We start from the raw sequence: 22658 nt of genomic DNA on the forward strand, positions 1-22658 counted from the left end.
TGAATACGTCATATTAAGACTGCTTTCTTTATTTTGTCTTAATTTTTGCGATTTTGCTTTACCTTAAAACATTATTGCTGTTTTGAATAGTGTTATTTTGTCATTAATTAAATTTACTAAAACACGATCGAACAACCCCTACTTAGGGTTGCAATTCTTCGACGATGGTAAAAGAAACATGATTAATTGCCAACTGTCCGATGGAGGCTTTTTCTTTACTAACAGGCAATCCTTCACTGATGAGAGTTTCAAAGGGTACATCCTTCGCCATTTCTACATGATACCATGACAAACCCATAAAAAAGCGAGTGGGATAAGGACCTCCATCGTCTAAATCATCAGGGTTAGACTCCATAGGCAACCAGCCAATAGTGGGAATATAAAACTCCATCCACACATGATTAAAGTCTGGCACTAAAGGCACTCCAAATTGTAAAACTTTCATCGGACATTTATAACGCCCCACCGTACGACAGGCAATGCCATTTAACCGAGATAATGCTAATAATAAGCCTAAATATTCTCCACAAGAACCCGTACCACGTTTCAAGACAATATCAGGGGTGTCGATGTGAGGTTTTATGCCGTAGGTAAGATGGTCATAAACATAGTTACGAATATTATACATTTTTCTTAAAATGTTGGTTTCCGAGCCTCTAGCTTCTTCAGCACCCCTCAAGATGACATCCGTACTCATGGATAAATCATCGTCATCGATTAAGTATTTACCTTCAAATTCTAGGGGTAGGGGAGGCAAACTTTCACAATCACGAGGTTTAATTTGATATTTGATACTCCAAACTTCTAATACTGCGCGCCAACCAAAAACAAAACGCTCTTCTGATGTAAATTTCGGAAATTTGAATAAGGCGACTTTTTGTCCGTTATAATCTTCTTCAATGTAGGGTAAACCCACGGCTTCAATACTTTTAATTTTTTGTCGATCGCTCTGTGTTGGTAGAGCAATACGCCATTCTAAATCCTTAAATTCGATCGAATCTAGGGGAGCAATTTCTTCTAAATAGGTAACTTCAAGGAGAAAACCATTAGACAAAGTTTGTTTATTTGCCTCATCATATTTAAAGTAGAGAGGATGAATAAAAGTACGATCTCGATATAATAACTCGTGATTAGGTTCAGCGTTAGGATTATCTCTAATATAAGGCTCTTGGTCACTATAGGCAATATATAAAATATCTCTATCTTCGGTATCATCATGGTAAAAACTCAAAGCGGTAGGATATTCAAAGGGAGTCAACATATTATATTTCACTTTCCCCGTCACCTTATCCACACAATACACGGTTTGTTCCAAATTGTCACAGAGCCAAATTTCTTCCCCTTTAACGGTGATATTTTCATAACCAATACCGGGGGCGTAAAATTTAGTTATGGCATCTCCACCAACGGAATAAACGAGAATATGACCAGTTTTTTGGGTAGTGATGTAGAGAGTATTTTCCCAAATAGCAATACCGTTGGCGCTGTAGGAAACAGAAAAAGAAAATTGAGGTGGGGTGACTATTTTTAATTCTCCTTCTTCCCATGCGATCGTACAAACATAAATTTCTTCTCGATTAGTAAACCATAATTTATCATCTGTAATACATAAACCTTTAGCACCGATGAAATCTTGCCAATAAGAACTATTAATGATTTTAGTGATACTATTTTGAGGATTAATAGACAATAAATAACCGTTGCGGGAATCGATGGCAAAAAGTTTTTGATTTTTAAAACAGATACCATCAAGGTAAGTCGCTACAATAGGTCGAATCGTGGGATAAAATTTTGGAGTACTAGAATTCGTCATGGTTGAGATTAGTTTCTTATGAGAGAATATCTTACAGCTAATTAGATTAAGCTCGTTACTTACTACCTATATTCAGGAAAAATCAAATAAACAAGGTTGTTTTAACCATTTTCCTTCATTTTGACCTAGGTAATGATTTGAACTTTGTCTTAATTATTTTGTAATTTCAGACAGTATTCTGTCCATCATAACTCAGTTACCTAGATACCATAACAAAATAAAAGTCAGCAAAATTGCTTATCATGAACAATTAAGTAGGGGTTGGTTAAAAAGTTTTTCATCTCTAATTTGACTAAGAAAAAATAATTTCTGAACCGGGAGCATTAACTTTCACTTGTAATACTTGCTTGTTGCCAAAAGTCGATCGAAGCTGAGAATGGACTTCAGGAGGAGCAAAAAACAGCAAAAAGCCCCCCGCACCAGCACCTAATAACTTACCACCCCATGCCCCAGCATTGATGCCCTGCTGGTATAATTCATCGATGTCTGGATTAGAGATAACCTGAGAAAGACTACGTTTCGCCATCCATGCCTGATGCAACAACTCCCCAAAAGCCGATAAAGATTGATTGCTAGTTAAGATATTCCAACCATCATCCACCATTTTACGCATATTTTTAAGGATGTCCGTATTATCTATCACTTTGTCTAACTGGTGGGCTACCACTTCCGAAGCCCGTCTTTTAATCCCCGTAAATACCACAAATAAATGTTGTTCAAATTCTGCTAACCTTTGAGGCGAAATTGGCACTTTATGAACGATAATATCCGTCTCTGTACGAAATTCTACCAGATTAAAACCCCCTACCGCCGCCATAAGTTGATCTTGACAACCCACTCGATCGAGCAGTAACTTCCTTTCAACATAGATAGCTTCATAGGCTAAATCTAAAGGGCGTACAAACTCCCCCTTAAAACTATGAAGGGCGTGGAGTAGTGCAACTGTAAAAGTAGAAGAAGAACCCAACCCCGTAAAAGCGGGTAAATCAGCGACATTATGTAACTCAATATCCTGCTCTAAACCACAAAATCGCAAACACTCACGATAAACATTATGTTGAATTTCTGTGACATTCTTCACCAATTCCACCTGACGATAAGACAATCGAATAGTATAGTCAAACAGTTGACTAGGAAATGGACTCGCCGTCAAGTAGCAAAACTTATCAATAGCCGTAGCTAATACAGCACCTCCGTGACGTAAAAAATATTCAGGGTAATCTGTACCTCCCCCGAAAAAACTTATTCTGACAGGAGCGCGAGATATTAACATATTGAATTAAGAATGAATAATTAAGAATGAATAATTAAGAATAAAACATTTAATTTTCGTAACTTTTGCCTATTTTCAGCAAAAGATTTATTTAACAATATCTAATTCTCAATTACTTTTGCGGAAGTCGTTTCTTTTTCTTGATTTTGACTAGGTTCTAATTTAGCATTCATAGATACTGCCTCTTCTACCTGTTCAACTTCTTTTTTAAACTCTTCTTGAAATTCTTTAGAAGCCTCTTGAAAACCTTTGATAGTTTTACCTAAACTTCTACCAATTTCGGGTAATTTTTTCGGTCCAAAAATAAGCAAAGCTACCACAAAAATTAGGATCATTTCGGGAAGTCCGATACCAAAAACATTCATTATAATTCTTTGTTAAAACGTCTAAAATTTTTAAAACTATCTATTGTCAAAATCAACCATCAACTATCAACTATCATAACTTTTATTGACCAAGACTTCTCCAGTCAACATTAACCCCTTCGAGTAATAGAGAAGAGTTATAAATTTGTAGGATGATCAATAAAAATACTAAAAATAAAATCATGAAAACACCCATTAAAGGGGTTGTACCCCATCCGGGAGCAACTTTTCCGTATTCTGAGTTAAGAGGCTTCAGAATGTCGCCTAAACGAGTACGTTGTGACATATTTAACCTTAGATATTACAATTATTTTTTTATCTGTCGTAATATTATAGAGTAAGAAGACCCTTATTTAACAAACAAATAACTATTATGGAAACTGCTACGATCGTGGGATTTACAATTGCTGCCATAGTAATTGCTTTTACAGGATACTCTATTTATCTCGCTTTTGGTCCTCCTTCTGCGGAATTAAGTGATCCTTTTGAAGACCACGAAGACTAAAATAATTAGGAATTAATGGAATTAGGAATTAATTCACCTGAGTTCGAGATAAAATTTTCGGTGCTGTAAAGGTATCGAATTATATAATCTTCTGAAAATTACACCTGAAACCTGCCCTTATCAAACATTCTTGCATCGAACTGAGGAAACTTATGTCCTAACTAAATTAGATTTTGATTTTAGTGTAAGCCTTATTTAGTAAAAATTATAGCTTTTATTTTTTACTAATTTATCATAACTACTGTAGAAGAGCCATAAAAAATAAACAAAATAATTTTAAACTTTTTCGATCGAATAACAACCAACAACTGTTATTCTAATTTTTAACTGATTGCCATAAAAGTTTACTTATTATTATGAAAGATAAAGTTTTTATCACAGGTGCAACGGGTTTTGTCGGGGCAAATTTAGTGAGATTATTATTAAAAGAAAACTATCAAGTTAAGGCTTTAGTGAGAAAAAATAGTAATTTATCTAATGTTCAAAACTTAGATATTGAATTAATCGAAGGAAGTTTAAATGATCAAAATTTAGCCGAAAAAATGACTGATTGTGATTATTTATTTCACGTTGCCGCCCATTATTCTTTATGGTTAAAAGATAAAGATTTACTCTATCAAAATAATGTTTTAGGTACTCGTAATATTTTAAACTGTGCCAAAAAAGCTGGAATAAAACGCACTGTTTATACAAGTTCTGTTTCTGCTATTGGTTTAAGAAAAGATGGTATATTAACCGATGAAAATTATCAATCTCCCGTAGAAAATTTGATTGGAAATTATAAAAAATCGAAATATTATGCCGAACAAGAAGCTCATTTAGCGGGGAAAAATGGTCAAGATATTGTGATAGTAAATCCTAGCACTCCCATCGGTGAATTTGATATAAAACCTACTCCGACGGGAGAAATTATCGTCAGATTTTTAACGGATAATATGCCCGGATTTGTGGATACAGGTTTAAATTTTATTGATGTGGAAGACGTAGCAAAAGGACATATTTTAGCATTGGAAAAAGGTAAAACTGGAGAGCGTTATATATTAGGGAATGAGAATTTAACTTTACAAAAATTCTTAGAAAAATTAGCTTTAATTACGGGGAAAAAAGCCCCGAAAATTAAGTTTCCTTTGTGGCTTCCCCTCACCGTTGCTTTTTTTGATGAATATGTTTTAACTAAGTTGGGTAAAACTCCCTCTGTAGCGGTGGAAGGGGTGAAAATGTCGGCTCAATTTATGTACTATGATTCTAGTAAAGCGATTAAAGAATTGGGTTTACCGCAAACAAATATTGATCAAGCGATCGATCGATCGGTAAAATGGTTTTTAAATCACCAAAAATCTTAATATCGTGATTAGTATTTTTTGGGAATTACATATTTGATTTTTATTAATTATATAGGCTCGATCGAACTTGATAAAAAATATTTTTTAGTTTGTTTTAATAGTAATATTATTTGTGGGAAGTTTTGCTAAATGATTATTTATAGCAAGATTAAAGTCTTCTTTTAAATTGTTAACAAAATGAGTTAAATTGTCTTCTAAATCTTGTTGAATAGTTTTTTTGAGATTAATAATTTCACTTCTTTTATTTTCAATACAGCCTTTTTCTACTAATTGCCATAATAATCCTGAAGGCTCAATTTCTAACCTACTTAATTTTGTCATTGTCAAAATATTTGTTCTAAACTGCTTACTTCCTTTTAAGGTAAATAATAATCTTATTTGCTCCTTTAAACGATAAAATCTAATGTTTTTATTTCCATTAGGAAGTAACCAATAATTTTGTTCTTTTTCATCTTGTGTTAAAATTACCCAATAATAACCATTAATTGTATGTTCTAAATAAATAGTTTTTCCTGTCTTTTTTCGATAACTTTCGGCGGTAACAGAAACAGGGGTAGCATATTCAGCTAATATTTGAGGGGCATAATTATAAATATTCATTAACTCATCTTTATCAATAGGTAAAGGCTTTGGTTGAGGATTCGATTTTCCACCAGTAACAATAATTCGTTGATTTGCTATTTCTAATTCTTTTAATTTTTTATCTATTTGTTGAATTTTTTGATAAATAGGTAACAATTCTTGATCATTAATAATGGAAGTATTTTCAGGCAGAAAATCAGGTTTTTTTTCTAGGCTATTATCTGGATATATTGTCGGCGGAGTTTGCAGTAAATCAGGAACATTTAAAGATAAATTCTCAAAAGAATTATGTAAATCTTTAATACGTTTATCCATTAAATTAATTTGTTGATTACGATTTTTTTCTTTGGTTTCTAATGCGATAATATGAGCTTCTTGAATTACATTATTTTTAAATATTTCATTAGTTTTTTTACTTATTTTTTGCATTTTTTTACTTAATAAATCAACCCAAAATAATAAATAAACAACTATTATTACTAAAATCAAGATCATAAAAAGTACCTATTTTAAAAGAATAATTTTGTAATTAGCAGTTTTTTTGCAAAGTGTAATAGTTTATTAATGATAAACTATAAAAGATAAAGTTCGATCGACATTATTGGTTTTTCTTTTACAATTTTATTGTCAAGTGAAGAAGGGGGATTTATTTCGGTTGTAAAATTATCTTGTTTTGACAAGTTTATATTTATTTGTTTTTTAGTTGCCTAATTTCTTCTTTTTGGTAATTCAACTTAATTTCTAATTCAGCAATCTTGGTGTCTAATCTATCTTTTAATTCTAAAAATTTATTAACTGTTTCAATAGTAAATTTTTCTAGGTTTTTATGTTTATCAGTTAGAGTACCTAAATTATTATGATCTTCTTGAGTAATAGATGATAAAGTACTCACATTTTTTAATAAAATTTGCATAGACTCTTTGAGTTCATTCATTTTTTTATCGATTAAATTTATTTGCTGATTATTCTGTCCTTCTTTATTTTCTAGCTGTTTTATTTCCTGTTTTTGATTATTAAAATCTATCTCTAATTTATTGGTAGTTACTTCTAATTTATCTTTGAATTGTAAAAATTTATTGATAGTATCAAAAATATATTTTTCTGAGTTTTTTTGTTGTTCTATTAAAATAACTAAATTTTGATGATCTTCATGAACAAGAGATAATAAATTAGTTATATTATTAGGTACTGCTCCTGATTGAGTGTTAATTTTTTGCAACTCATTTAATAATTTATTAATCGATGAAGGTTTATCTATTTTGATTATTCCTTTATCCAACAACTGCCATAAATAACCAGAAGGTAATATTTCTAAATTAGCTAGTTTTTCTATGATCAAATTATTATTATTAGACTCTATTTTTCCTTGAATAACAAATAATGATTTTAACTTATTTTGAAAACGATGCAAATTAATTTGTCTGTTACCATTAGGCACTAAATGATAAAATTTTTCGTTTCCTTCTTCCCTTAAAATAACCCAATAATAACCATTATTTGTGGACTCTAAATAAATCTTTCCTGCTGTTTTCTGTCGATAAGTGTCGGCAGTAACAGACACAGTAATAACATATTCAGCTAAGATTTGGGGAGTGTAATTATAGACATTAATTAATTCTTCTTCACTAATATTTATCGGCTTGGGTTGAGGTTGAGATTTACTGCCCGTAACGATAATTCTTTGATTAGCTTTTTCTAATTCTTGGCATTTTTTATCTAAGGCTTGAATTTTTTGATAAACTTTTTTGAGAATGTTATTAATGTCATCGGAGTAATTTTGATTTTTCATTGTGTTTCTTTTTTCTGTCATCAAGTATCTAACATCTTATGTATTAGATATTTTAGCTGTACAAAATATAGTAACTTAATTTTTACAATCCTAAAACTTATGTCATCATAACAATATTCTGTCATTGCGAGGTAACGAAGCAATCTGAAGCAATCTCAATTAAGAGGTGATAAAAAGTATTTTTGTGAAGGTAGGCAAAAAAACAAGAACTTTAAAGTTATTATTTTCTTTAGGCTTTACTATAATAATAACTATAAATTAATGGTACAAGTAAGACAAGTTTTTTATGATTCTTTGGGAGATACTTTAGTAGTTTGGTTTGACAATCCTAACAATGAATATGAAGTGGAAGAAACAGGGGATGAAGTTTTATTGATGAAAGATAAAAATGGTAAGGTTATTGGTTTTGAAAAGTTAAATTTTTCCACTAAAAATCAATCTTTACCTATTGCTTTTGAGACTTTATCTATTTAAAATGTGGAAAATCGAATAAAAAGAGAGTCAATTCTGAAAGTTTTATCCCAAATTATTAGTTTTAAGATATTCCGTTCGATCGAACCTATATATTTGTTTTATAATTTTTCTTTAAATTCCTGTATTTTATTTTTCAAAAAATGTTTTTTTACCTTGACTTGTATAACCTTCAATATTGTTTAGATAAAGTAAATTATTTTTCATAAAAAAATTGCTTCTTGTAAAACTTGATTTTTAATGGTTTCATGGAGATTATTAGGTTTAGCTATATCAACTTTTATACCTAAAAAGTCTTCTAATTCTTGTTTTAAGGCAATTCGATCGAATAAACTTTTTCCTTTTTCCATCTCTATTAACAAGTCTAAATCGCTTTTTTCTGTGGCTTCTCCTCTAGCATAAGAACCAAATATTCTGACATTATACCCTCCATATTTAGCACAAATACTTAATATTTTTTCTTTTTTATCTTCTTCTAATATTTTATCAAATTTACTCATTTTATCTTGTGCCTCAAGTTCGATCGAACCTCTTTATTTGTCTAATTTATCCTTAAACTCTTGTATTTTATCTTCAAAAATACTTTTAACTTCTTGGAAAGTTTTATCAAAATTATCTAAAATTGATCCCTCACTTTTATCATCTAAATGACCATTAAAAATATTTGATTGTTTGTTGTCTAAATTATCATCTTTTTCTCTTGTTAATCTATTGGCTAAAACATAAACTAAAGATTTTAAGCCTATGATAAATGAAAGATTTTTTTCAATCAATACAGAATCTTTTTGGGTATTATTTAATTCATTTTTCCAATAATTTTTAACTTCTTCCCAAAGTTGATGATTTATTTTATGATTAGTCTCATTAGCAATATAATCTAAAGTTGACAAAGGTTTAATTGTTTGAATCTTTAATAAATTTAAACTCTTATGAAATTCATAAATAAATGTTTTAAGATGGTCAAATTCAGGTATATTAAATTCCTTTTTATCTCCATATTCTATATTGTCATTTTCTTCGTCAATTATCAACATTTCGGAATTGTCTATAATTCCACTAATTGAACCATCATTTAAGACTAAACCCCAAGCTATTTCATGTTTTGGCTTATTACTAATAAACGTTTTTTCTTGACTGTATTTAAACCCTGATGCTTTACTTAATATATGGCTAAAAAGTTTGTTAAGCTCGTCATTTTCATTATATTTACCCGTAGGCGATAACCAATGTAAAAAAGAACAATGATTTCCACTAATAAAAGTTTGAGGAATTTTAGCTGATTTATATTCGTTTTTTTCATGTAAAGTTTTTAATATCATCCCAAGATAATAATATATTCCAGCTATTCCTAAAGTCACGATCGAAATAAAAGATTGAAAATCAGTATCCTCATTTTTATATATCCGTTGTTTACTTAACCATTCTTCATTTTTATGACGTAAAGCCCTATCAATCTCCGTCATAATAGAATATTCGCTTAATCCATTCCAATAATTATTAATAAATTCTTTCATCAATTTCTGGGCATAAGGAGGATTTAAAGCTAAGAGTTGAGAAAAAATTTCTTCATAGCCAAAGGGTAGGGAAGATTGATAAATAATGCGACGATTTTCCCAAATAGAAATATCTGTTGAAGTTCGATCGATATTTAAAATATTAGTTCTTATTAAAGGTTTTTTTTCTTGATTTTGCCAATAGTAACCTAATGCTAAATTTTTAGGGCAGAAATATTGTTGATCATCTATGGTTGAAAGCAAATATTTAATTCCAGTTGTTTCCTTTAATTCTGCGGTAATTTCTTCCCAAAAATTATGATATATCGACTTAGAAACAAGGGAAAAATTATCAGGATAACTGAGGGAAAATTGAATTTGTTTTACTCCCTCACTGGTGGCGATCGAACTAATAATAAAAGCTAAATTGTTTAAAAATAATTTGTGATATTTAATGTTAGATAATGTTAAATCTGTTTTAATCCATTGTCTATTAGGATCAAATTCCGCAGGATCAGGAATATATATTCTACCATCAAAAATTCTCCTTTCTTTTTCAGGACGAGCATTTTTTGTCGTTAAAACAGTACATAATGGTAAAGGATCGTCCGATGGTAAGAAAGTATCGGGGATAAAATTTTCTATTAATGCTGGTAAACGAGTCGCTATCTTACTTTCTGTAATATTTACCTGTAATTCTTTATTTATATCAAGAAGCAAACATTTACCATTATCATTTTTGATATAAACGTTAGTAAATTCTTCTCCAAAATCAATTCCCACTAGCCAAAAATTATGAGGATAAATTTCAGGTGCTGGAGGAATCAAAATTAGTCCTATTTCATGTTCTTTAAAATCTTTACAAATAATATAATCTGGGAATTTATCTAAACGATTAATTTGATACGAACCAGTGCCATCTGGAGCTTTAAAGTTTTTATATTCTTTCACTTCAGGAAATTGTACATAAAATGTGTCATCTCCATAGTCACTATCATAGTAAAAAGTATAGTATTCTTGCCAATTTTCAGCTATAAAATTAGGATAAATACTCAAAACTGGTATATCTCGAATGCTATTATTTTCAGCTAATACATAGCTTTTTTTATATATTTTGTTATTATATTCAAAACTAAACTCAATATTGAGAATATCATTATCTTGAACAGTATTTATCTGAGTATTTTCAATTATATAATTTGCACTAAAATAATTAAAAATTTCTGAATTAAATGGTAATAATAAGGTGATAATCTCATCATTAAATGTAATTGAATCTGAGTTATTAAGTGATATTGCACCCGGTAAAGCGTCTTCTAAATCTAAAAAATAGAGTTCAGGTAAAAATAATTTATCGACGTCAATTTGAGAAAAATTTATATTGGAATTAAACTGTTTTGGTTTTTCTAACAAGAAATATTGATTATTGCTATTAACACAAGAAATACATCCTTTTTCTTTTAATTTCCATGTTGTGCCACTAGGTAATATTTCTAACTGACTTAACTTAATTAATGCAGGAATTATATTGCGATTAGTCTTTTTATCATCCTCATAAATTATATTAAATAAAGAAATAATTTGATTTTGAAAACGGTGTAAATCAATTTTTCTGTTACCATTTAGTACTAACCAATAAAATTTATCCTCAGCATTTTCCGTTAAAATCACCCAATAATAACCATTAATTGTGGACTCTAAATAAATATTTTCTTGGCTTTTTCTTCTATAAGTATCCGCCGTAATAGAAACAGGACTAGCATATTCTGCTAAAATTTGGGGCGTATAATTATAGATATTAATTAATTCTTCCTCACTAATATTTATCGGTTTTGGTTGAGGGTTAGATTTACTACCAGTAACGATAATTCTTTGATTAGCTTTTTCTAACTCTTGCAGTTTTTTATCTATTTGTTGAAATTTATAATAGATAGATTCTAAATCTTGAGAATTAAAAGGATTTTGACTCATATTATTAATGTTAGTGATAAAAAATTAAATAACTAATTGATTAACTCAATTTCTCCTGACTGAATTAATCGCCAATTTTGATTATCTTTTATGACAGTAGCAGGTTTAATAATATTAACTTCACTCCCTTTTAAAGTTTGAGATAAACTACCATTACAAACAAATAATTTAGATTTATTAATTTGCTGTAAAGTAGGAGGATTAAATAGCATTTCTGGATTTAAAAATAAATAACATTTACCACTATTATCTTCAACAATATAATATTCACCATTGCGACTATTCATTTCTAATTCGATAATTCCTTCCCATGTACCTGCGGAAACTTTATTAACCGTATCTTTTGTCATACTGACTCTGATAGCCTTATAATTACCTAAAAAACTTTGGGGATTTTCTTGATATAAATTGGCTAATATCATATCTTCAGAAATTGGTGGAGGGGTTACTTTATCAAGAGGAATAGAGACATTATTATTTTGACTTTCTTCTGGTATAACTACTTCATTAACTTGATTTTCTTCTGGAATAATTCCATCACCACTAAGTAAATGATTAATTATTCCGTGATTATGGGGAGTATTTTTGATGGGAATATTTAACTGTCTTAATTGGGAATTAATATGAGAAAATTCAGCATTAATTCTTATATCTATTTCCTTAATTTTTTTATTTAATTCTTTAATTTCATCTTTCCTCTTTTTATTACTCAATTCTCCTTTATGTATTTGACTATTATGATTCTTTATTTGTGATTTTAAATCTTTAATAATATTTTGATTATTTTTATTAGATAAAATAAGCCAAATGATTAAACCGATCGAACCTAAGTTTAAAATAAGAGTAATGATAATAATAATTAAAAGGTGATTATTATTGAGTAATTCTTGAGATTGTGAATCATCTGTATTTTCTTGATTGTTAGAAATTTGAGGAGTAGATAAAGATTTAAGGCTATCAATATTTGTTTGGATTATAGTAAGTTGCTGTGCTAAAAATTCATTTAATTTTTGATAAGTTTGAACGCCAAAATTACCACAATCACTATCATTTTTATCTTTAAAAATTTCTAAAGGTATTTGTATTTGTTCACAAATTTCTGTGTCTTCTAATTTATTATCATTTAATAGTGCAAGAAAAGACGCTAAATTTAATTTTTCAGAATTATCTTTAGGAGTTTCTATTAAATTTAAGACTTCTTTAATTTTTGTTTTTTGTGCTTCATTACTATCATTTTCTAAACTTTTAAGTGCAGTTGTTAATTCATTTAAGTTTTGTTGAATCTGGTTATAAATATCAGGCTGAATTTCGATCGTTTTAGGAGAGTTATTACTTACTTTTTGTAATTCCTTTAATAATTGTTCTTCTTCCTGAAAATTATTGGCAAAAGTTTTATATTTTGCATTAACTTCATTCTGTAAATTAACAATGTTCGGACTAGAATCCACTGCAGGATTATTTTGAGATGAAGATGATTTATTATATCCTATTAATAATAAGGGAAACAAAGAACTGAAAACAACTAATTTAATGATTTTATTTTGCATAATTACCTCTATTAATTATTAAAATTGTAAGATACCTTTTGTTAACAATTGCCATTGATTTTTATTACATTCATAAACTTTGGCTGGTTTAATTACTCGAAAATTTGTAGAAAATTCTTGATAGTTTTTTAATTCAAAAATAGTTTTTACCGTTTTAGAATTAGTATTAATTTTAAGCTCTAAATCAGGTAGTAAGTAATAACCAGTATTTTTTAATTCAACTATCCAATAACCATTTTGATTGGAGTCTTGAAATATAATTTCAGTAGCTCGATTCAAGTAAATATCTTCTAAACTTTTTTTTGTAGGAGTCACTTTATAAGCGTGTTCAGTTAAAAAATTAGGATTATTATAATATTCATTAACTATATATTCTTCATATCGATCGAGTTCTTGATGCAATTCTTTTTTAGAAGAAGATTGTTCTTGAATAAAATCTGTTTGAATAATATTTGATTGTTGATTGGAGTTATCAGACTTTAAAGACTGTCTAATTAATTCTTTTACTTCTGAGATAATTTCATTTTTAAAATTCTCCGATTCACTAGCTTGAGTCGCTAAAATTTTACATATTTGATCTTGTAAATTAGCAATTTCTTGTTTTAGTTCTGAGATTTCCTGTTTTAAGTTGTGTGATTCATCCATTGTTTTCCTTAATTGATTTCTTTCTTTTAAATAATCATTCGCTTTTCGATAAGCATTTTTTGCCCAATTTTCAGCATAGAGAATAACTTGGTTTACTGAATAGTTTGTCTCAGGAGAAGATAAAGATAAATTCCAATAGCATTTTTTGCATTTTTGTTGATTTTTAACATATTCTGTACCGCAAATAGGGCATTTATTTTTATTAGTTAAATTCATATTTTATCAATGAGATTGGGCTACTGATTTGTAACCCAAATCCACAAGGTAATTAAGTTAATCTTTATAGGAATCCGCCCATCTTCTGCCTAAGACATGAAGTAAGGATTTTAACCCCATAATAAAAGGTGTTTTTTCTCTAATATTTTTGGCATCTCCTTTGACTTCTAATAGTTCACTTTCAAGGTGAAATTTAATTTCTCCCCATAAGTCACTATTTTTTTCTTCTTGAGATTCATTTTCTGGACGCTCATTGGCTGGTACTTGTGGTTTATAATCGTTACGAGATAATGGTTTAATCGTCTCAATATTTAAACTTTTAAGCCCTGCATGAAACTCATATAAAAATTTCTCTAAATGATTAAGATTAGGTATATCAAATTTAGTAATTGTACCTTCTAAATGAAGACGAGATTCCCAGTTTCTTTCTTCCTTAAATTCTTCGTCATCATCGTGATATTCCACATAATAATCTTCCCCCGCAATGGGTTGTTTATCAGTATTTTCAATGATTCCCGTTAATTCTGTTTGACTTAAAACTAAACCACAAGCTACTTCATGCTTCGGACGAGTGCTTAATCTAGTTTTCTCATTAGTATTTTTGAAACCAGAACCTTTACTTAACATTAAACTCAGAAGTTTATTAAATTCGGTATTTTGATCAAATTTACCCGTAGGAGAAAGCCAATGTAAGAAACGAGAAGCGTTACCACCAATATATACAGATGTGATTTGTTCTTTACTATACTTGCCTTGTTCGTGCAAGACTCGCAAAATTAAGCCTACATAGTAATATAAACCGCCGACTCCTAAAGCAGTTAGAGTTATTAAACGCTGAAAATAGTCATCCTCGTTTTTATAGATACGTTTTTTATTTAGCCATTCTTCTGCTTTGTGACGTAAGGCTACATCAATATTTGTCATGATGGAATATTCGCTTAATCCATTCCAATCATTATTGATAAATTCCTTCATCAATTTTTGAGCGTAAGGGGGATTCATAGCGATAATTTCTGAAAAAATGTTTCTTCCTGCAAATAACACCGAACATTGATGAATAATACGATTATTTTCCCAAATAGATATATCAGAAGTTCCTCCTCCCATATCAATACAAGTGGTACGCACAAGAGGATTTTTTTCTTTATCTTTAAAATATTGAGCTAAGGCTACGCTTTCAGTACAAAAACGCTGAGTATCATCAATTCTAGGGGTAGAGTAGTTAATGCCTGTTTTCGGACTTAATTCTTCGGCTATTTCTTCCCAGTTTCGGTGAAAAGTGGTTAAGTTGGTGACGGAAAAGGCACTAGGATAAGATACACTCCATTCGATCGAATTTATGGTGGACTTCACCGCTAAAGCAGAAATATGAAGAGCTAAATGCCGTAAAAAGGCTTTAGAATATTTCATATTTGACCATTTTAAATCTAACTTAATCCATTGCTTATCAGGATCAAACTCCGCAGGATCAGGTACAAAAATACGCCCGTCTAAAATAGGTTGTAATTCTCCATGTTCTTCTCCGTTTTGGGTAGTGAGTACCGTTGATAAAGGTAAAGGTTGTTCAGGTGGTAAAAAAGTTTCAGGAATAAAACTTTGTAAAAGGGTAGGAATACGGGTAGGTAAAGGGCTTTCCGTGATATTCAGTTGTAAATTATTGTTAATTTCGAGGGCAGTATCACCGCTATTTTCTCCCTTAACATAAACGTTAGTAAAGGAAGTACCAAAGTCAACCCCTACTCGCCATGTGCCTCTAGGGTTAATTTCTGGGGGGGTAGCTAATAAAATTAAACCTAAATCTGTAGATGGATAACGACTATCTTTACAAACTACATGGGTCGGCATTTTATCTAATGTAGAAAGTTGGTATGATCCAGTACCATTAGGAGCTTTAAAACTACGGGGTTGTTGGGTAGGATTAGGAAAATATACGCCAAAAGTTTGATCTCCATAAGCACCATCGTAGTAAAAAGTATAATAAGTTTTCCAGTTAGTAGCACGGAAATTAGGCCAAACCGTCAACACAGGCATATACTTAATGGCGTTTTCTTCCTTCAAAATATATTCTTTTTGGAGGCGAAGGCTTTGTGACTGTTGTTGTTTGCCATTGCTAATACCAGAGAGGGGAATGCTAAGAGTTAGGCGAATCCCTTGCCCATTGACGTTATTAAACGGTTCAAACTCAATGATATTGATTAAATCTTCGGGGGTGAAGTAGTCCAATAGAATGGGATTAAGGGGCAGTAAAGGGGTAATTTTTTCGCCGTTGAAGGTAAGAGGTTGTTTTCCTTTCGGTACAATACCACCGGGGAGAGCGTCTTCTAAATCTAAAAATGCTAATTCTTCCAAAAATAACTCCTCAGAAGTGAGCCAATTTACATCATCCCAATTTAATGTACCATCTCGCAAATCCTTGAGATTTAAGGATGCCAGAGTTTTGTCTTGATGTACCCAAATATTTTGTTTTGGCACTCCCCAATATTCAGAAATATTTTCATCGATGATGATGAGGGGTTTTTTACTGGTGTAAATGCCACTAGGAATAACTCGCAAGTTAGAAGGTTTTGGAGGAATTTTGATGGGTTGATTGAGTAAAGTTAACGCGCCTCGATTAATGGTTTCTCCGAAAAAGTTAGGGTTATTGCTAAGGCTTAAAATGGGTGCTTGATCATTGATTTGTAAATCGTTGCGGAATTGAGAAATTAAGCCAATCATACGGTTAAGAGCGATCGAACTCCCTTGATAATCGATGATTTTAGTTTGGATATTTTCTAACCAGCGCCATAGTAACTCTTTCGATTCTTGGTTTAAATAAGGCTCAGGGCTAACTAACATTCCATCTTTGTACCATCGTAAACCGTCCCATATACCTTCTTCGGAGGTACAAACAAGGGTACTAGGGCTAGTCATACCAACGGCTTTGCCATTCCAAAGGAAAATATAAACTTCTTCCCAAGGGTTTTTACCTTCTCTTGTGTAAAGGGCGTTAATAGGTTCGGGCATTAGTTGAAATAAGGCATCCCCAAAGGGTTGAAATCGTTGGGTGGACAAATCTAAAAATTGTACTTTTAAATTAAATCCTTCCACTTCCGCCAGTGCGATCGCCGCCATCATGCCTCGCCATTGAGCTACCATCACTTGATGAATGGGGTGATTGATGTCATAGAGTGCCATTTCGGTAATGAGAGGGCGCGCCCACATTGTCGGTACAGAGCTAACACTTTTCATAGCTCCGGGTGCTTGATAATCGAGGCTATCGGCTACGTCTCGAAAGGCATTATCTCCTTTTCCTTCCCATTGAGCAGGTTGCCCTTTGGTAATATTGGTATCGTCTTTTAGTTTGGATAGTAGTAAATCTGCCATAGCTTTTAATTAGTTTGTAGTAAAGGCTTTAGCCTTCTGAGGATATTTAGTCACAGGCAAGATGCCTGTTTTACTGATTTTTTTTGCCCTCTCCTATTAGGAGAAGGGTTGGGGGTGAGGTTGGACATCGCCCTACACTTTACAAGTAACATATACGGCTTTGGCTAATCCCGTGACTCCTTGATTCGGCTCACTAAAATTGCGCAAGTCTAAATCGCCGATCGAATTTTTAAGAGTTACGGAAGTATCTCGATCGACAATTTCCTTACCACGGGCATCATCCCAGAATAAATTACCTAATTTTTCCCCCTTCAAATTCTGGGGATTAGGAAAATATTCCTTAGCTTTAAATAGGCGAATACTCTCATTATCACAATAGTGAATATCTTTTATCCACCGCAAAAAGTCCTCACACCAAGCATCGATGGTTTTAATGGCTTCCTGTTGAGTTGTATCTCCTAAATCTGGTAATTCCTTCCGAGTTTTCATGCCAAACATCCCCATACCTTGAAAGAATTTATCAAACCAAGCCAACCCATTTAACTCTTTAATGCCTTGATTTTTACCTAATTGTAATTGATCTTGAAAATCCGCTAACCAAATAAAGGCAAAACGAGCGGCATTAACTAACTTAGTTTTCACCTCCTCCGTATTAGGTATATCATTCCATTGTAAAATTCCTGCTTTATTACGACTCATAACATGAACACCATTGGCAGGATTGTCACAGAAAAAATGACGAGCCGCTAAACCAGCATAAAATTCCACAAAGTGAGGGCGATTAACTTGGGTATCCTTACCAACGCTAAACTCTCCCAATTTTTCCATGGTTTGATTACCAATCAAATATTTAGTATCAAATTGTTGGGCTTGTTCTTTGTAATATCTCAGCGCGGCTTCGGTGTTGAGTAAAAATAAATCCGAACTAGCATACACTTGTTCGCTGTTGTTACCTTTGGGGAAATTAAAGTAAGGCAATCCAAAAATACAACCAATTTTGACTTTATCTCTAACCCCATCTTGCTCTAATTTATTGGCAATTAAGCGCCCGATGGTGGGTAAACCCGAAGCGCCTGTACCGCCAAAGATTGACCCACAGAGTAATACTTTCGCCTCTGCTCCTCCTCCTGCATTATTTTCAATTTCAGTAATCAAACTTCGCCAAGGTTCTTCGTTAAGTCGATCGAGGTTGATTTGAGTCATAATACTCGATCCAATGGCAGGACGACCCCTAAAACCCACCTCTAAGGAAACATTTCGCTCGTCTTCGGTATAGAGAACATCGAACAAATTAGCTAAGGGGGGAGAAGTTTGTTTGAGGGTATCATAGGAGAAAAACGATCCCAATTTTCGATCGGCGTTACTATTGGTAAAAGGCGACCATACCCCATAAGATTTGATATTAGTAGTCATCCATGAACATTCCTCATGGTTTCCCTTTAAAAGTTGGTAACATTTTTGATAGATACCCAAGCTATCTTTCGATCGTTGTAAATTGCCGTTAGTTTCATCAGCATCAACAAACAAAACTCGTAACTGACTACTAGGAATTAAACCCACAGAAGCTAATTGAATTATCGCTTCAATACATTTTGCCCCTGTGCCTCCAATGCCGATAACATATAAACTCATAGTGAATAATTGATAGTGAATAGGTAATTCTTAATTCTTAATTCTTAATTCTTAATTCTTAATTCTTAACTCCTGCCCATGAGATCATTAATAGGTATAGCTAAAGGTACAGTTCTTCTTCTTAATAGTCCGGGTGTACTGGTTACAGTAGGTAGCCAATAAAGTACAAATAAAGAGTCGAACAAGAATAATCCCGTCATGGAAATTATGGTTTCTTGAATCAACTCTCCTCTTTGATCTTGATTGTTAAAGTACATAGTAACAACTACAATTACGGTTAATAAAAATAATCCTATATACCAAAGCATTTTAAATGTGCCACTATTGCCATTTTGATTTTTTAACAAAATTACATACCATAGCACAGTAAAAGTGAGAGAAAAACCAAAGATAATCCAAGCGGCGAGGTAATATTGCTTAATCCAATCACTAAAAGGAATTGTCTTGATTACTCCAAAGATTTTTTGTTCATACAATAAAGGTTGTAACCACATCATGAGGACAAAACCCACGAGGGCGAATATAATAATTCTAATAATTTCTCCGACTTTCATTATTTTCTCTTGTCAATAATTAAATTTATGTCCAGTACTTAATGTTGTTATACTATAATATATATAAAAATTCCATAAACATTTTAAAAAAGAAATAGAATTTAATACTTCTTCTATTATTTAAAATATATGGAAAAATCCACCATTCGATCGAGCATTTATGGGTAAAATTCATCAAAATAGTTTTAAATCGTTACTTTCTCTTATTTTGACCTTATCCTTGCTGACAAGTTGTCAAAAAACTCCCCAAGAAGAATTATCCTGTGATATAGATTCCATTCAAGCCTTAGTTTCTGGGGAAAATACCGTTAATAAATTAGATGTCTCCCTTAATATCGATGGTAGTGATTCCATGTTGGGATATGTCACCATTCCTAATAATAATTATGCCAAAGCCTTAGAATTACTTGCCAATGCTGTTATAAATACAAATAATGTCAATGTAGCATATAAACGTATTGGAGATGATAAAACGATTACCCGTGATAATCTTCGCCGAGATGCCACCAGTCGAACTTTTTATGATGGTAATGATAGTACCTACGAAGCTGTTTCTAGTCCCATTCAAACTGCCATAACTCCTCCCGTAGAAGGTAAGGATAAATTAACCATTATTGTCACAGATTTAGAAGGAGATGATGGGGGAAAAATTGCCGAAGTTTTAGCACAAAATTATCTAAATAAAGATGAAAAAAATCAAGATTATACTGTAGGAATTTGGGCAGTAAAAAGCCAGTTTAATGGCATTATTTATGATCCTAATACGGGAAAAGCAAAATTTAGTTACACCACAGAAGGCAAAAGTTCAGAAGGTTTTCGTCCTTTTTATGTTTTATTTATTGGCAAATATGATCAAATTGCCACCTATTTTGATGAGTTAAAAAAACTGGATACAGAAATTCATAAAGATAGCAAAATGTTGATTTTTCCCACTAAAAAGATTCTGTTGCAAAATCCCATTAGTTTGGGAAATCTTGAAGGGAGAAAAAGTAATAGTAAATTACCAGAAAATAATCAATTACAAAGAATTTTTGCCTTAGATGATGGTAATGTTATTGTTAGTACCCAAGATGCTAATAATGAACCCTATGAGTTATTCGATATAGTCGATAATACTGAATCGAAATTAGCTATTAATTATCAAGTGCCTTTTCCTGACATTACTAAAATTAAAGGTGGTAATTATGCACTTTCGATCGAGGATACTAACTTAATTACTAATACTAAAGTTTATACTTTTAATCCTAATTATCAAGATAATCAGGTATTAGAATCAACGGCGGAAGAATCGGAAACTAAGCCCGAAGAAAATGAAGAAGAAAAACCAGAAACTATAGAAAATCAGCAAGTAAATCAAGCTCAAAAAGAGTTTTTTAGTCTTAATTCTAGTGGCTCATTAAAACAGGCTTTAACCGTTAAAGATTTAAAATTAGATCAAGAAAATCAAACCTTAGCATTTCTCACAGATATTAACATTAATAACTTACCTAATCCCGAAATATATTTATTTGAAGTTGACTTAATTTTAGATGATTTTAGTGGACAAGATTGGTGGACAGAATGGAGTTCGATCGGGCAAAATAATGATGGTTCAAAAACTCAAAATCTGTCTATTTTTATGAATAAATTAAAAAGTTTAAATCTCAAAACATTAAGCAATGATGAAAATGATCCAGTTATTGGGCGCTTTTGTTTTGGTTTACAAAAAAATTACTAAATTTGTAGGTTGGGTTAGCGACAGCGTAACCCAACAATAGACATCTCCATTAATTCTGAAAACAAGGGCTGAAGCCCTTACTACAAACCAATAAAAAATAATTGTTGAAGAAGTCTAATAATTTCAGATGATTTATTTATAACTGATTTAATATAAACGAAATGTGTCTTAGCTTATGAGTAACAATTCTGAATTAGAAAAAATCATTACTTATGTTCAAAAACTAGAAAAAAGATTAAAGCAATTAGAGTCAAAAGAGGCGATAATTGTTCAAGGATTTTTGCAAAATCAACAACCGAAACCTTTAAAAATTTCAGTAGATAAGTTAATTAATCTTTATAATGATATTCCTCATATTTTGACAGAATATGCGATCGAAGTGTCCTTAACATCTCAAAGTTATCGACAAAAAACCCTCGACAGAACTATAATATTAGAAAAAGTTGTTAAAGGTAATTATTGGGTTATTTTATTAGAAAATATGGAGATAAATAACTATTATTTATTACCTAATGGCAATCGAAAAATTAAAGTTTATAAACTGCAAACTATCAATAATTTATTCAATCTGAAAGGATTAAAAAATAGCAATGAAGAAGAATTTACTTTAATAAAACCTTGTCAATTAAATATTTTATCTAGTGGCAAAGAATGGGAAATGAAAGAGAAAGGAGAATTATTAATTGGCAAAAAATCTCCCCTGCAAAACCTAACCTTAGAATTAGAAAAACTGACGAAAAATGAAAAAGAAATTCCAGCTAGTTTACAACAATTATTAAACATTTTAAGCAAAATCAATCAAGGTAATTCTCAGTTAACCAAAGAAATTGAATTATTAGATCACCGTTTACAAAATTTAGAGCCAACCTATAGTAAATTAATCAATTTATACTCAAAAAATCCTGATAATTTTGCAGATTTAGAAGGAGGATACAACAAGTTAAAATTTACCCAAGATACTATCAATCAATTTTTGCAAAATAATCCAGATACCATAAATATAACTTTAGAAGTTAATCCCATTGGAGAGTATTTATTAAAGAAAATTAACGGGGAAGAATATTTATTTCCCGATCCGCAAATCTTATTTGATAAAATGACTTTAACCTTAGCTCATTATACCAAATTATTGTTAGCAGAAAATGAGATTCCCATCGCAACAGTAGGTAAAAATATCATCATTAAAAAACCTGCTAAATTAAGAAAAAATGGCAATATCTGGACAATCTTAGAATCAGGAAAAGTTCATTATTAGTATATCTAATAGACTTCGACCATATTTGGTTTAAAAAGGGTTAAAACCCTTACTACGAACTGATAAAAAATCTTGTTTAAAAATGTCTAATCTATACCAATCAAGCTGAAATTATACTCTTGTC

At 31.1% G+C, this 22658-nt stretch carries 18 protein-coding genes; 5 read left to right on the plus strand and 13 right to left on the minus strand.

Going from position 1 to position 22658, the window contains the following annotated elements:
• Positions 1-142: 142 nt before the first annotated feature.
• From SYN6308_RS20515 to psbH, 4 genes are all read right to left on the minus strand, one after another.
• Positions 143-1813: a transglutaminase-like domain-containing protein gene (locus SYN6308_RS20515; RefSeq protein WP_017296343.1), complete on the minus strand. Its 1671-nt coding sequence runs from the start codon at positions 1811-1813 to the stop codon at positions 143-145.
• Between the two features lie 292 nt (positions 1814-2105).
• Entirely contained in the window at positions 2106-3086 is a 981-nt protein-coding gene (locus SYN6308_RS20520) for a GHMP family kinase ATP-binding protein (RefSeq protein ID WP_017296344.1), read from the minus strand.
• 101 nt (positions 3087-3187) lie between these two features.
• Positions 3188-3451, minus strand: a complete 264-nt coding sequence (locus SYN6308_RS20525) for a TatA/E family twin arginine-targeting protein translocase (protein ID WP_017296345.1) — start codon at positions 3449-3451, stop codon at positions 3188-3190.
• Between the two features lie 82 nt (positions 3452-3533).
• A complete protein-coding gene (psbH, locus tag SYN6308_RS20530; RefSeq protein WP_017296346.1) occupies positions 3534-3737 on the minus strand; it encodes a photosystem II reaction center phosphoprotein PsbH in 204 nt (67 codons plus the stop codon).
• A gap of 87 nt (positions 3738-3824) precedes the next feature.
• Between psbH and psbN the strand changes: the two genes are divergently transcribed.
• Both psbN and hpnA read left to right on the plus strand, forming a co-directional pair.
• Entirely contained in the window at positions 3825-3956 is a 132-nt protein-coding gene (gene psbN / locus SYN6308_RS20535) for a photosystem II reaction center protein PsbN (RefSeq protein WP_017296347.1), read from the plus strand.
• A gap of 356 nt (positions 3957-4312) precedes the next feature.
• Complete coding sequence (gene hpnA / locus SYN6308_RS20540; RefSeq protein WP_017296348.1) at positions 4313-5299, plus strand: hopanoid-associated sugar epimerase; 987 nt, start codon at positions 4313-4315, stop codon at positions 5297-5299.
• An 84-nt stretch (positions 5300-5383) separates the two neighbouring features.
• Here the strand turns inward: hpnA and SYN6308_RS23625 are convergent, their stop codons facing one another.
• Both SYN6308_RS23625 and SYN6308_RS20550 read right to left on the minus strand, forming a co-directional pair.
• The gene (locus SYN6308_RS23625) at positions 5384-6310 is read right to left on the minus strand and encodes a hypothetical protein (protein ID WP_144051481.1); all 927 of its coding nucleotides are present in this window, start codon (positions 6308-6310) and stop codon (positions 5384-5386) included.
• Between the two features lie 259 nt (positions 6311-6569).
• Positions 6570-7670 carry a hypothetical protein gene (locus tag SYN6308_RS20550; RefSeq protein ID WP_144051482.1) on the minus strand — a complete coding sequence of 367 codons (1101 nt, stop codon included), beginning with the start codon at positions 7668-7670 and terminating at the stop codon, positions 6570-6572.
• Between the two features lie 261 nt (positions 7671-7931).
• On the opposite strand from SYN6308_RS20550, the gene SYN6308_RS20555 reads away from it, so the two are divergent.
• The gene (locus SYN6308_RS20555) at positions 7932-8144 is read left to right on the plus strand and encodes a DUF2283 domain-containing protein (protein WP_017296351.1); all 213 of its coding nucleotides are present in this window, start codon (positions 7932-7934) and stop codon (positions 8142-8144) included.
• A gap of 200 nt (positions 8145-8344) precedes the next feature.
• Here SYN6308_RS20555 and SYN6308_RS20560 read toward each other — a convergent pair whose 3' ends face one another.
• The 7 genes from SYN6308_RS20560 to SYN6308_RS20590 all read right to left on the minus strand — a co-directional run bounded on the left by SYN6308_RS20560 (position 8345) and on the right by SYN6308_RS20590 (position 19562).
• Positions 8345-8641, minus strand: coding sequence for a nucleotidyltransferase family protein (locus tag SYN6308_RS20560; RefSeq protein ID WP_017296352.1), 297 nt, complete (start codon positions 8639-8641; stop codon positions 8345-8347).
• A 33-nt stretch (positions 8642-8674) separates the two neighbouring features.
• Entirely contained in the window at positions 8675-11605 is a 2931-nt protein-coding gene (locus tag SYN6308_RS23110; protein WP_017296353.1) for a hypothetical protein, read from the minus strand.
• Between the two features lie 32 nt (positions 11606-11637).
• Positions 11638-13152, minus strand: a complete 1515-nt coding sequence (locus tag SYN6308_RS20570) for a hypothetical protein (RefSeq protein ID WP_017296354.1) — start codon at positions 13150-13152, stop codon at positions 11638-11640.
• Between the two features lie 18 nt (positions 13153-13170).
• Positions 13171-14013 carry a hypothetical protein gene (locus tag SYN6308_RS20575; RefSeq protein WP_017296355.1) on the minus strand — a complete coding sequence of 281 codons (843 nt, stop codon included), beginning with the start codon at positions 14011-14013 and terminating at the stop codon, positions 13171-13173.
• Between the two features lie 57 nt (positions 14014-14070).
• Positions 14071-17376, minus strand: coding sequence for a hypothetical protein (locus tag SYN6308_RS20580; protein ID WP_017296356.1), 3306 nt, complete (start codon positions 17374-17376; stop codon positions 14071-14073).
• 132 nt (positions 17377-17508) lie between these two features.
• On the minus strand, positions 17509-19008 hold the full coding sequence (locus SYN6308_RS20585; RefSeq protein ID WP_017296357.1) for a tubulin-like doman-containing protein: 1500 nt from the start codon (positions 19006-19008) through the stop codon (positions 17509-17511).
• A 65-nt stretch (positions 19009-19073) separates the two neighbouring features.
• Positions 19074-19562, minus strand: a complete 489-nt coding sequence (locus SYN6308_RS20590; RefSeq protein WP_017296358.1) for a hypothetical protein — start codon at positions 19560-19562, stop codon at positions 19074-19076.
• Positions 19563-19722: 160 nt separating this feature from the next.
• Here SYN6308_RS20590 and SYN6308_RS20595 point away from each other — a divergent pair, with 160 nt between their 5' ends.
• A complete protein-coding gene (locus tag SYN6308_RS20595) occupies positions 19723-21279 on the plus strand; it encodes a hypothetical protein (RefSeq protein WP_017296359.1) in 1557 nt (518 codons plus the stop codon).
• 175 nt (positions 21280-21454) lie between these two features.
• A complete protein-coding gene (locus tag SYN6308_RS20600; RefSeq protein WP_017296360.1) occupies positions 21455-22534 on the plus strand; it encodes a hypothetical protein in 1080 nt (359 codons plus the stop codon).
• Positions 22535-22658 lie beyond the last annotated feature (124 nt).

Origin of the sequence: Geminocystis herdmanii PCC 6308 (assembly GCF_000332235.1) — a bacterium.
GTDB lineage: Bacteria > Cyanobacteriota > Cyanobacteriia > Cyanobacteriales > Cyanobacteriaceae > Geminocystis > Geminocystis herdmanii.

What these genes read in the sequence shown, in the direction of transcription:
- SYN6308_RS20515 (WP_017296343.1), bottom strand. Translation starts at nt 1,813, where the DNA reads ATGACGAATTCTAGTACTCCAAAATTTTATCCCACGATTCGACCTATT.
- SYN6308_RS20570 (WP_017296354.1), bottom strand. Translation starts at nt 13,152, where the DNA reads ATGCAAAATAAAATCATTAAATTAGTTGTTTTCAGTTCTTTGTTTCCC.
- SYN6308_RS20590 (WP_017296358.1), bottom strand. Translation starts at nt 19,562, where the DNA reads ATGAAAGTCGGAGAAATTATTAGAATTATTATATTCGCCCTCGTGGGT.
- hpnA (WP_017296348.1), top strand. Translation starts at nt 4,313, where the DNA reads ATGAAAGATAAAGTTTTTATCACAGGTGCAACGGGTTTTGTCGGGGCA.
- SYN6308_RS20595 (WP_017296359.1), top strand. Translation starts at nt 19,723, where the DNA reads ATGGGTAAAATTCATCAAAATAGTTTTAAATCGTTACTTTCTCTTATT.
- SYN6308_RS20560 (WP_017296352.1), bottom strand. Translation starts at nt 8,641, where the DNA reads ATGAGTAAATTTGATAAAATATTAGAAGAAGATAAAAAAGAAAAAATA.
- SYN6308_RS20575 (WP_017296355.1), bottom strand. Translation starts at nt 14,013, where the DNA reads ATGAATTTAACTAATAAAAATAAATGCCCTATTTGCGGTACAGAATAT.
- SYN6308_RS20550 (WP_144051482.1), bottom strand. Translation starts at nt 7,670, where the DNA reads ATGAAAAATCAAAATTACTCCGATGACATTAATAACATTCTCAAAAAA.
- SYN6308_RS20555 (WP_017296351.1), top strand. Translation starts at nt 7,932, where the DNA reads ATGGTACAAGTAAGACAAGTTTTTTATGATTCTTTGGGAGATACTTTA.
- SYN6308_RS20600 (WP_017296360.1), top strand. Translation starts at nt 21,455, where the DNA reads ATGAGTAACAATTCTGAATTAGAAAAAATCATTACTTATGTTCAAAAA.
- psbN (WP_017296347.1), top strand. Translation starts at nt 3,825, where the DNA reads ATGGAAACTGCTACGATCGTGGGATTTACAATTGCTGCCATAGTAATT.
- psbH (WP_017296346.1), bottom strand. Translation starts at nt 3,737, where the DNA reads ATGTCACAACGTACTCGTTTAGGCGACATTCTGAAGCCTCTTAACTCA.
- SYN6308_RS20520 (WP_017296344.1), bottom strand. Translation starts at nt 3,086, where the DNA reads ATGTTAATATCTCGCGCTCCTGTCAGAATAAGTTTTTTCGGGGGAGGT.
- SYN6308_RS23625 (WP_144051481.1), bottom strand. Translation starts at nt 6,310, where the DNA reads ATGCAAAAAATAAGTAAAAAAACTAATGAAATATTTAAAAATAATGTA.
- SYN6308_RS20585 (WP_017296357.1), bottom strand. Translation starts at nt 19,008, where the DNA reads ATGAGTTTATATGTTATCGGCATTGGAGGCACAGGGGCAAAATGTATT.
- SYN6308_RS23110 (WP_017296353.1), bottom strand. Translation starts at nt 11,605, where the DNA reads ATGAGTCAAAATCCTTTTAATTCTCAAGATTTAGAATCTATCTATTAT.
- SYN6308_RS20580 (WP_017296356.1), bottom strand. Translation starts at nt 17,376, where the DNA reads ATGGCAGATTTACTACTATCCAAACTAAAAGACGATACCAATATTACC.
- SYN6308_RS20525 (WP_017296345.1), bottom strand. Translation starts at nt 3,451, where the DNA reads ATGAATGTTTTTGGTATCGGACTTCCCGAAATGATCCTAATTTTTGTG.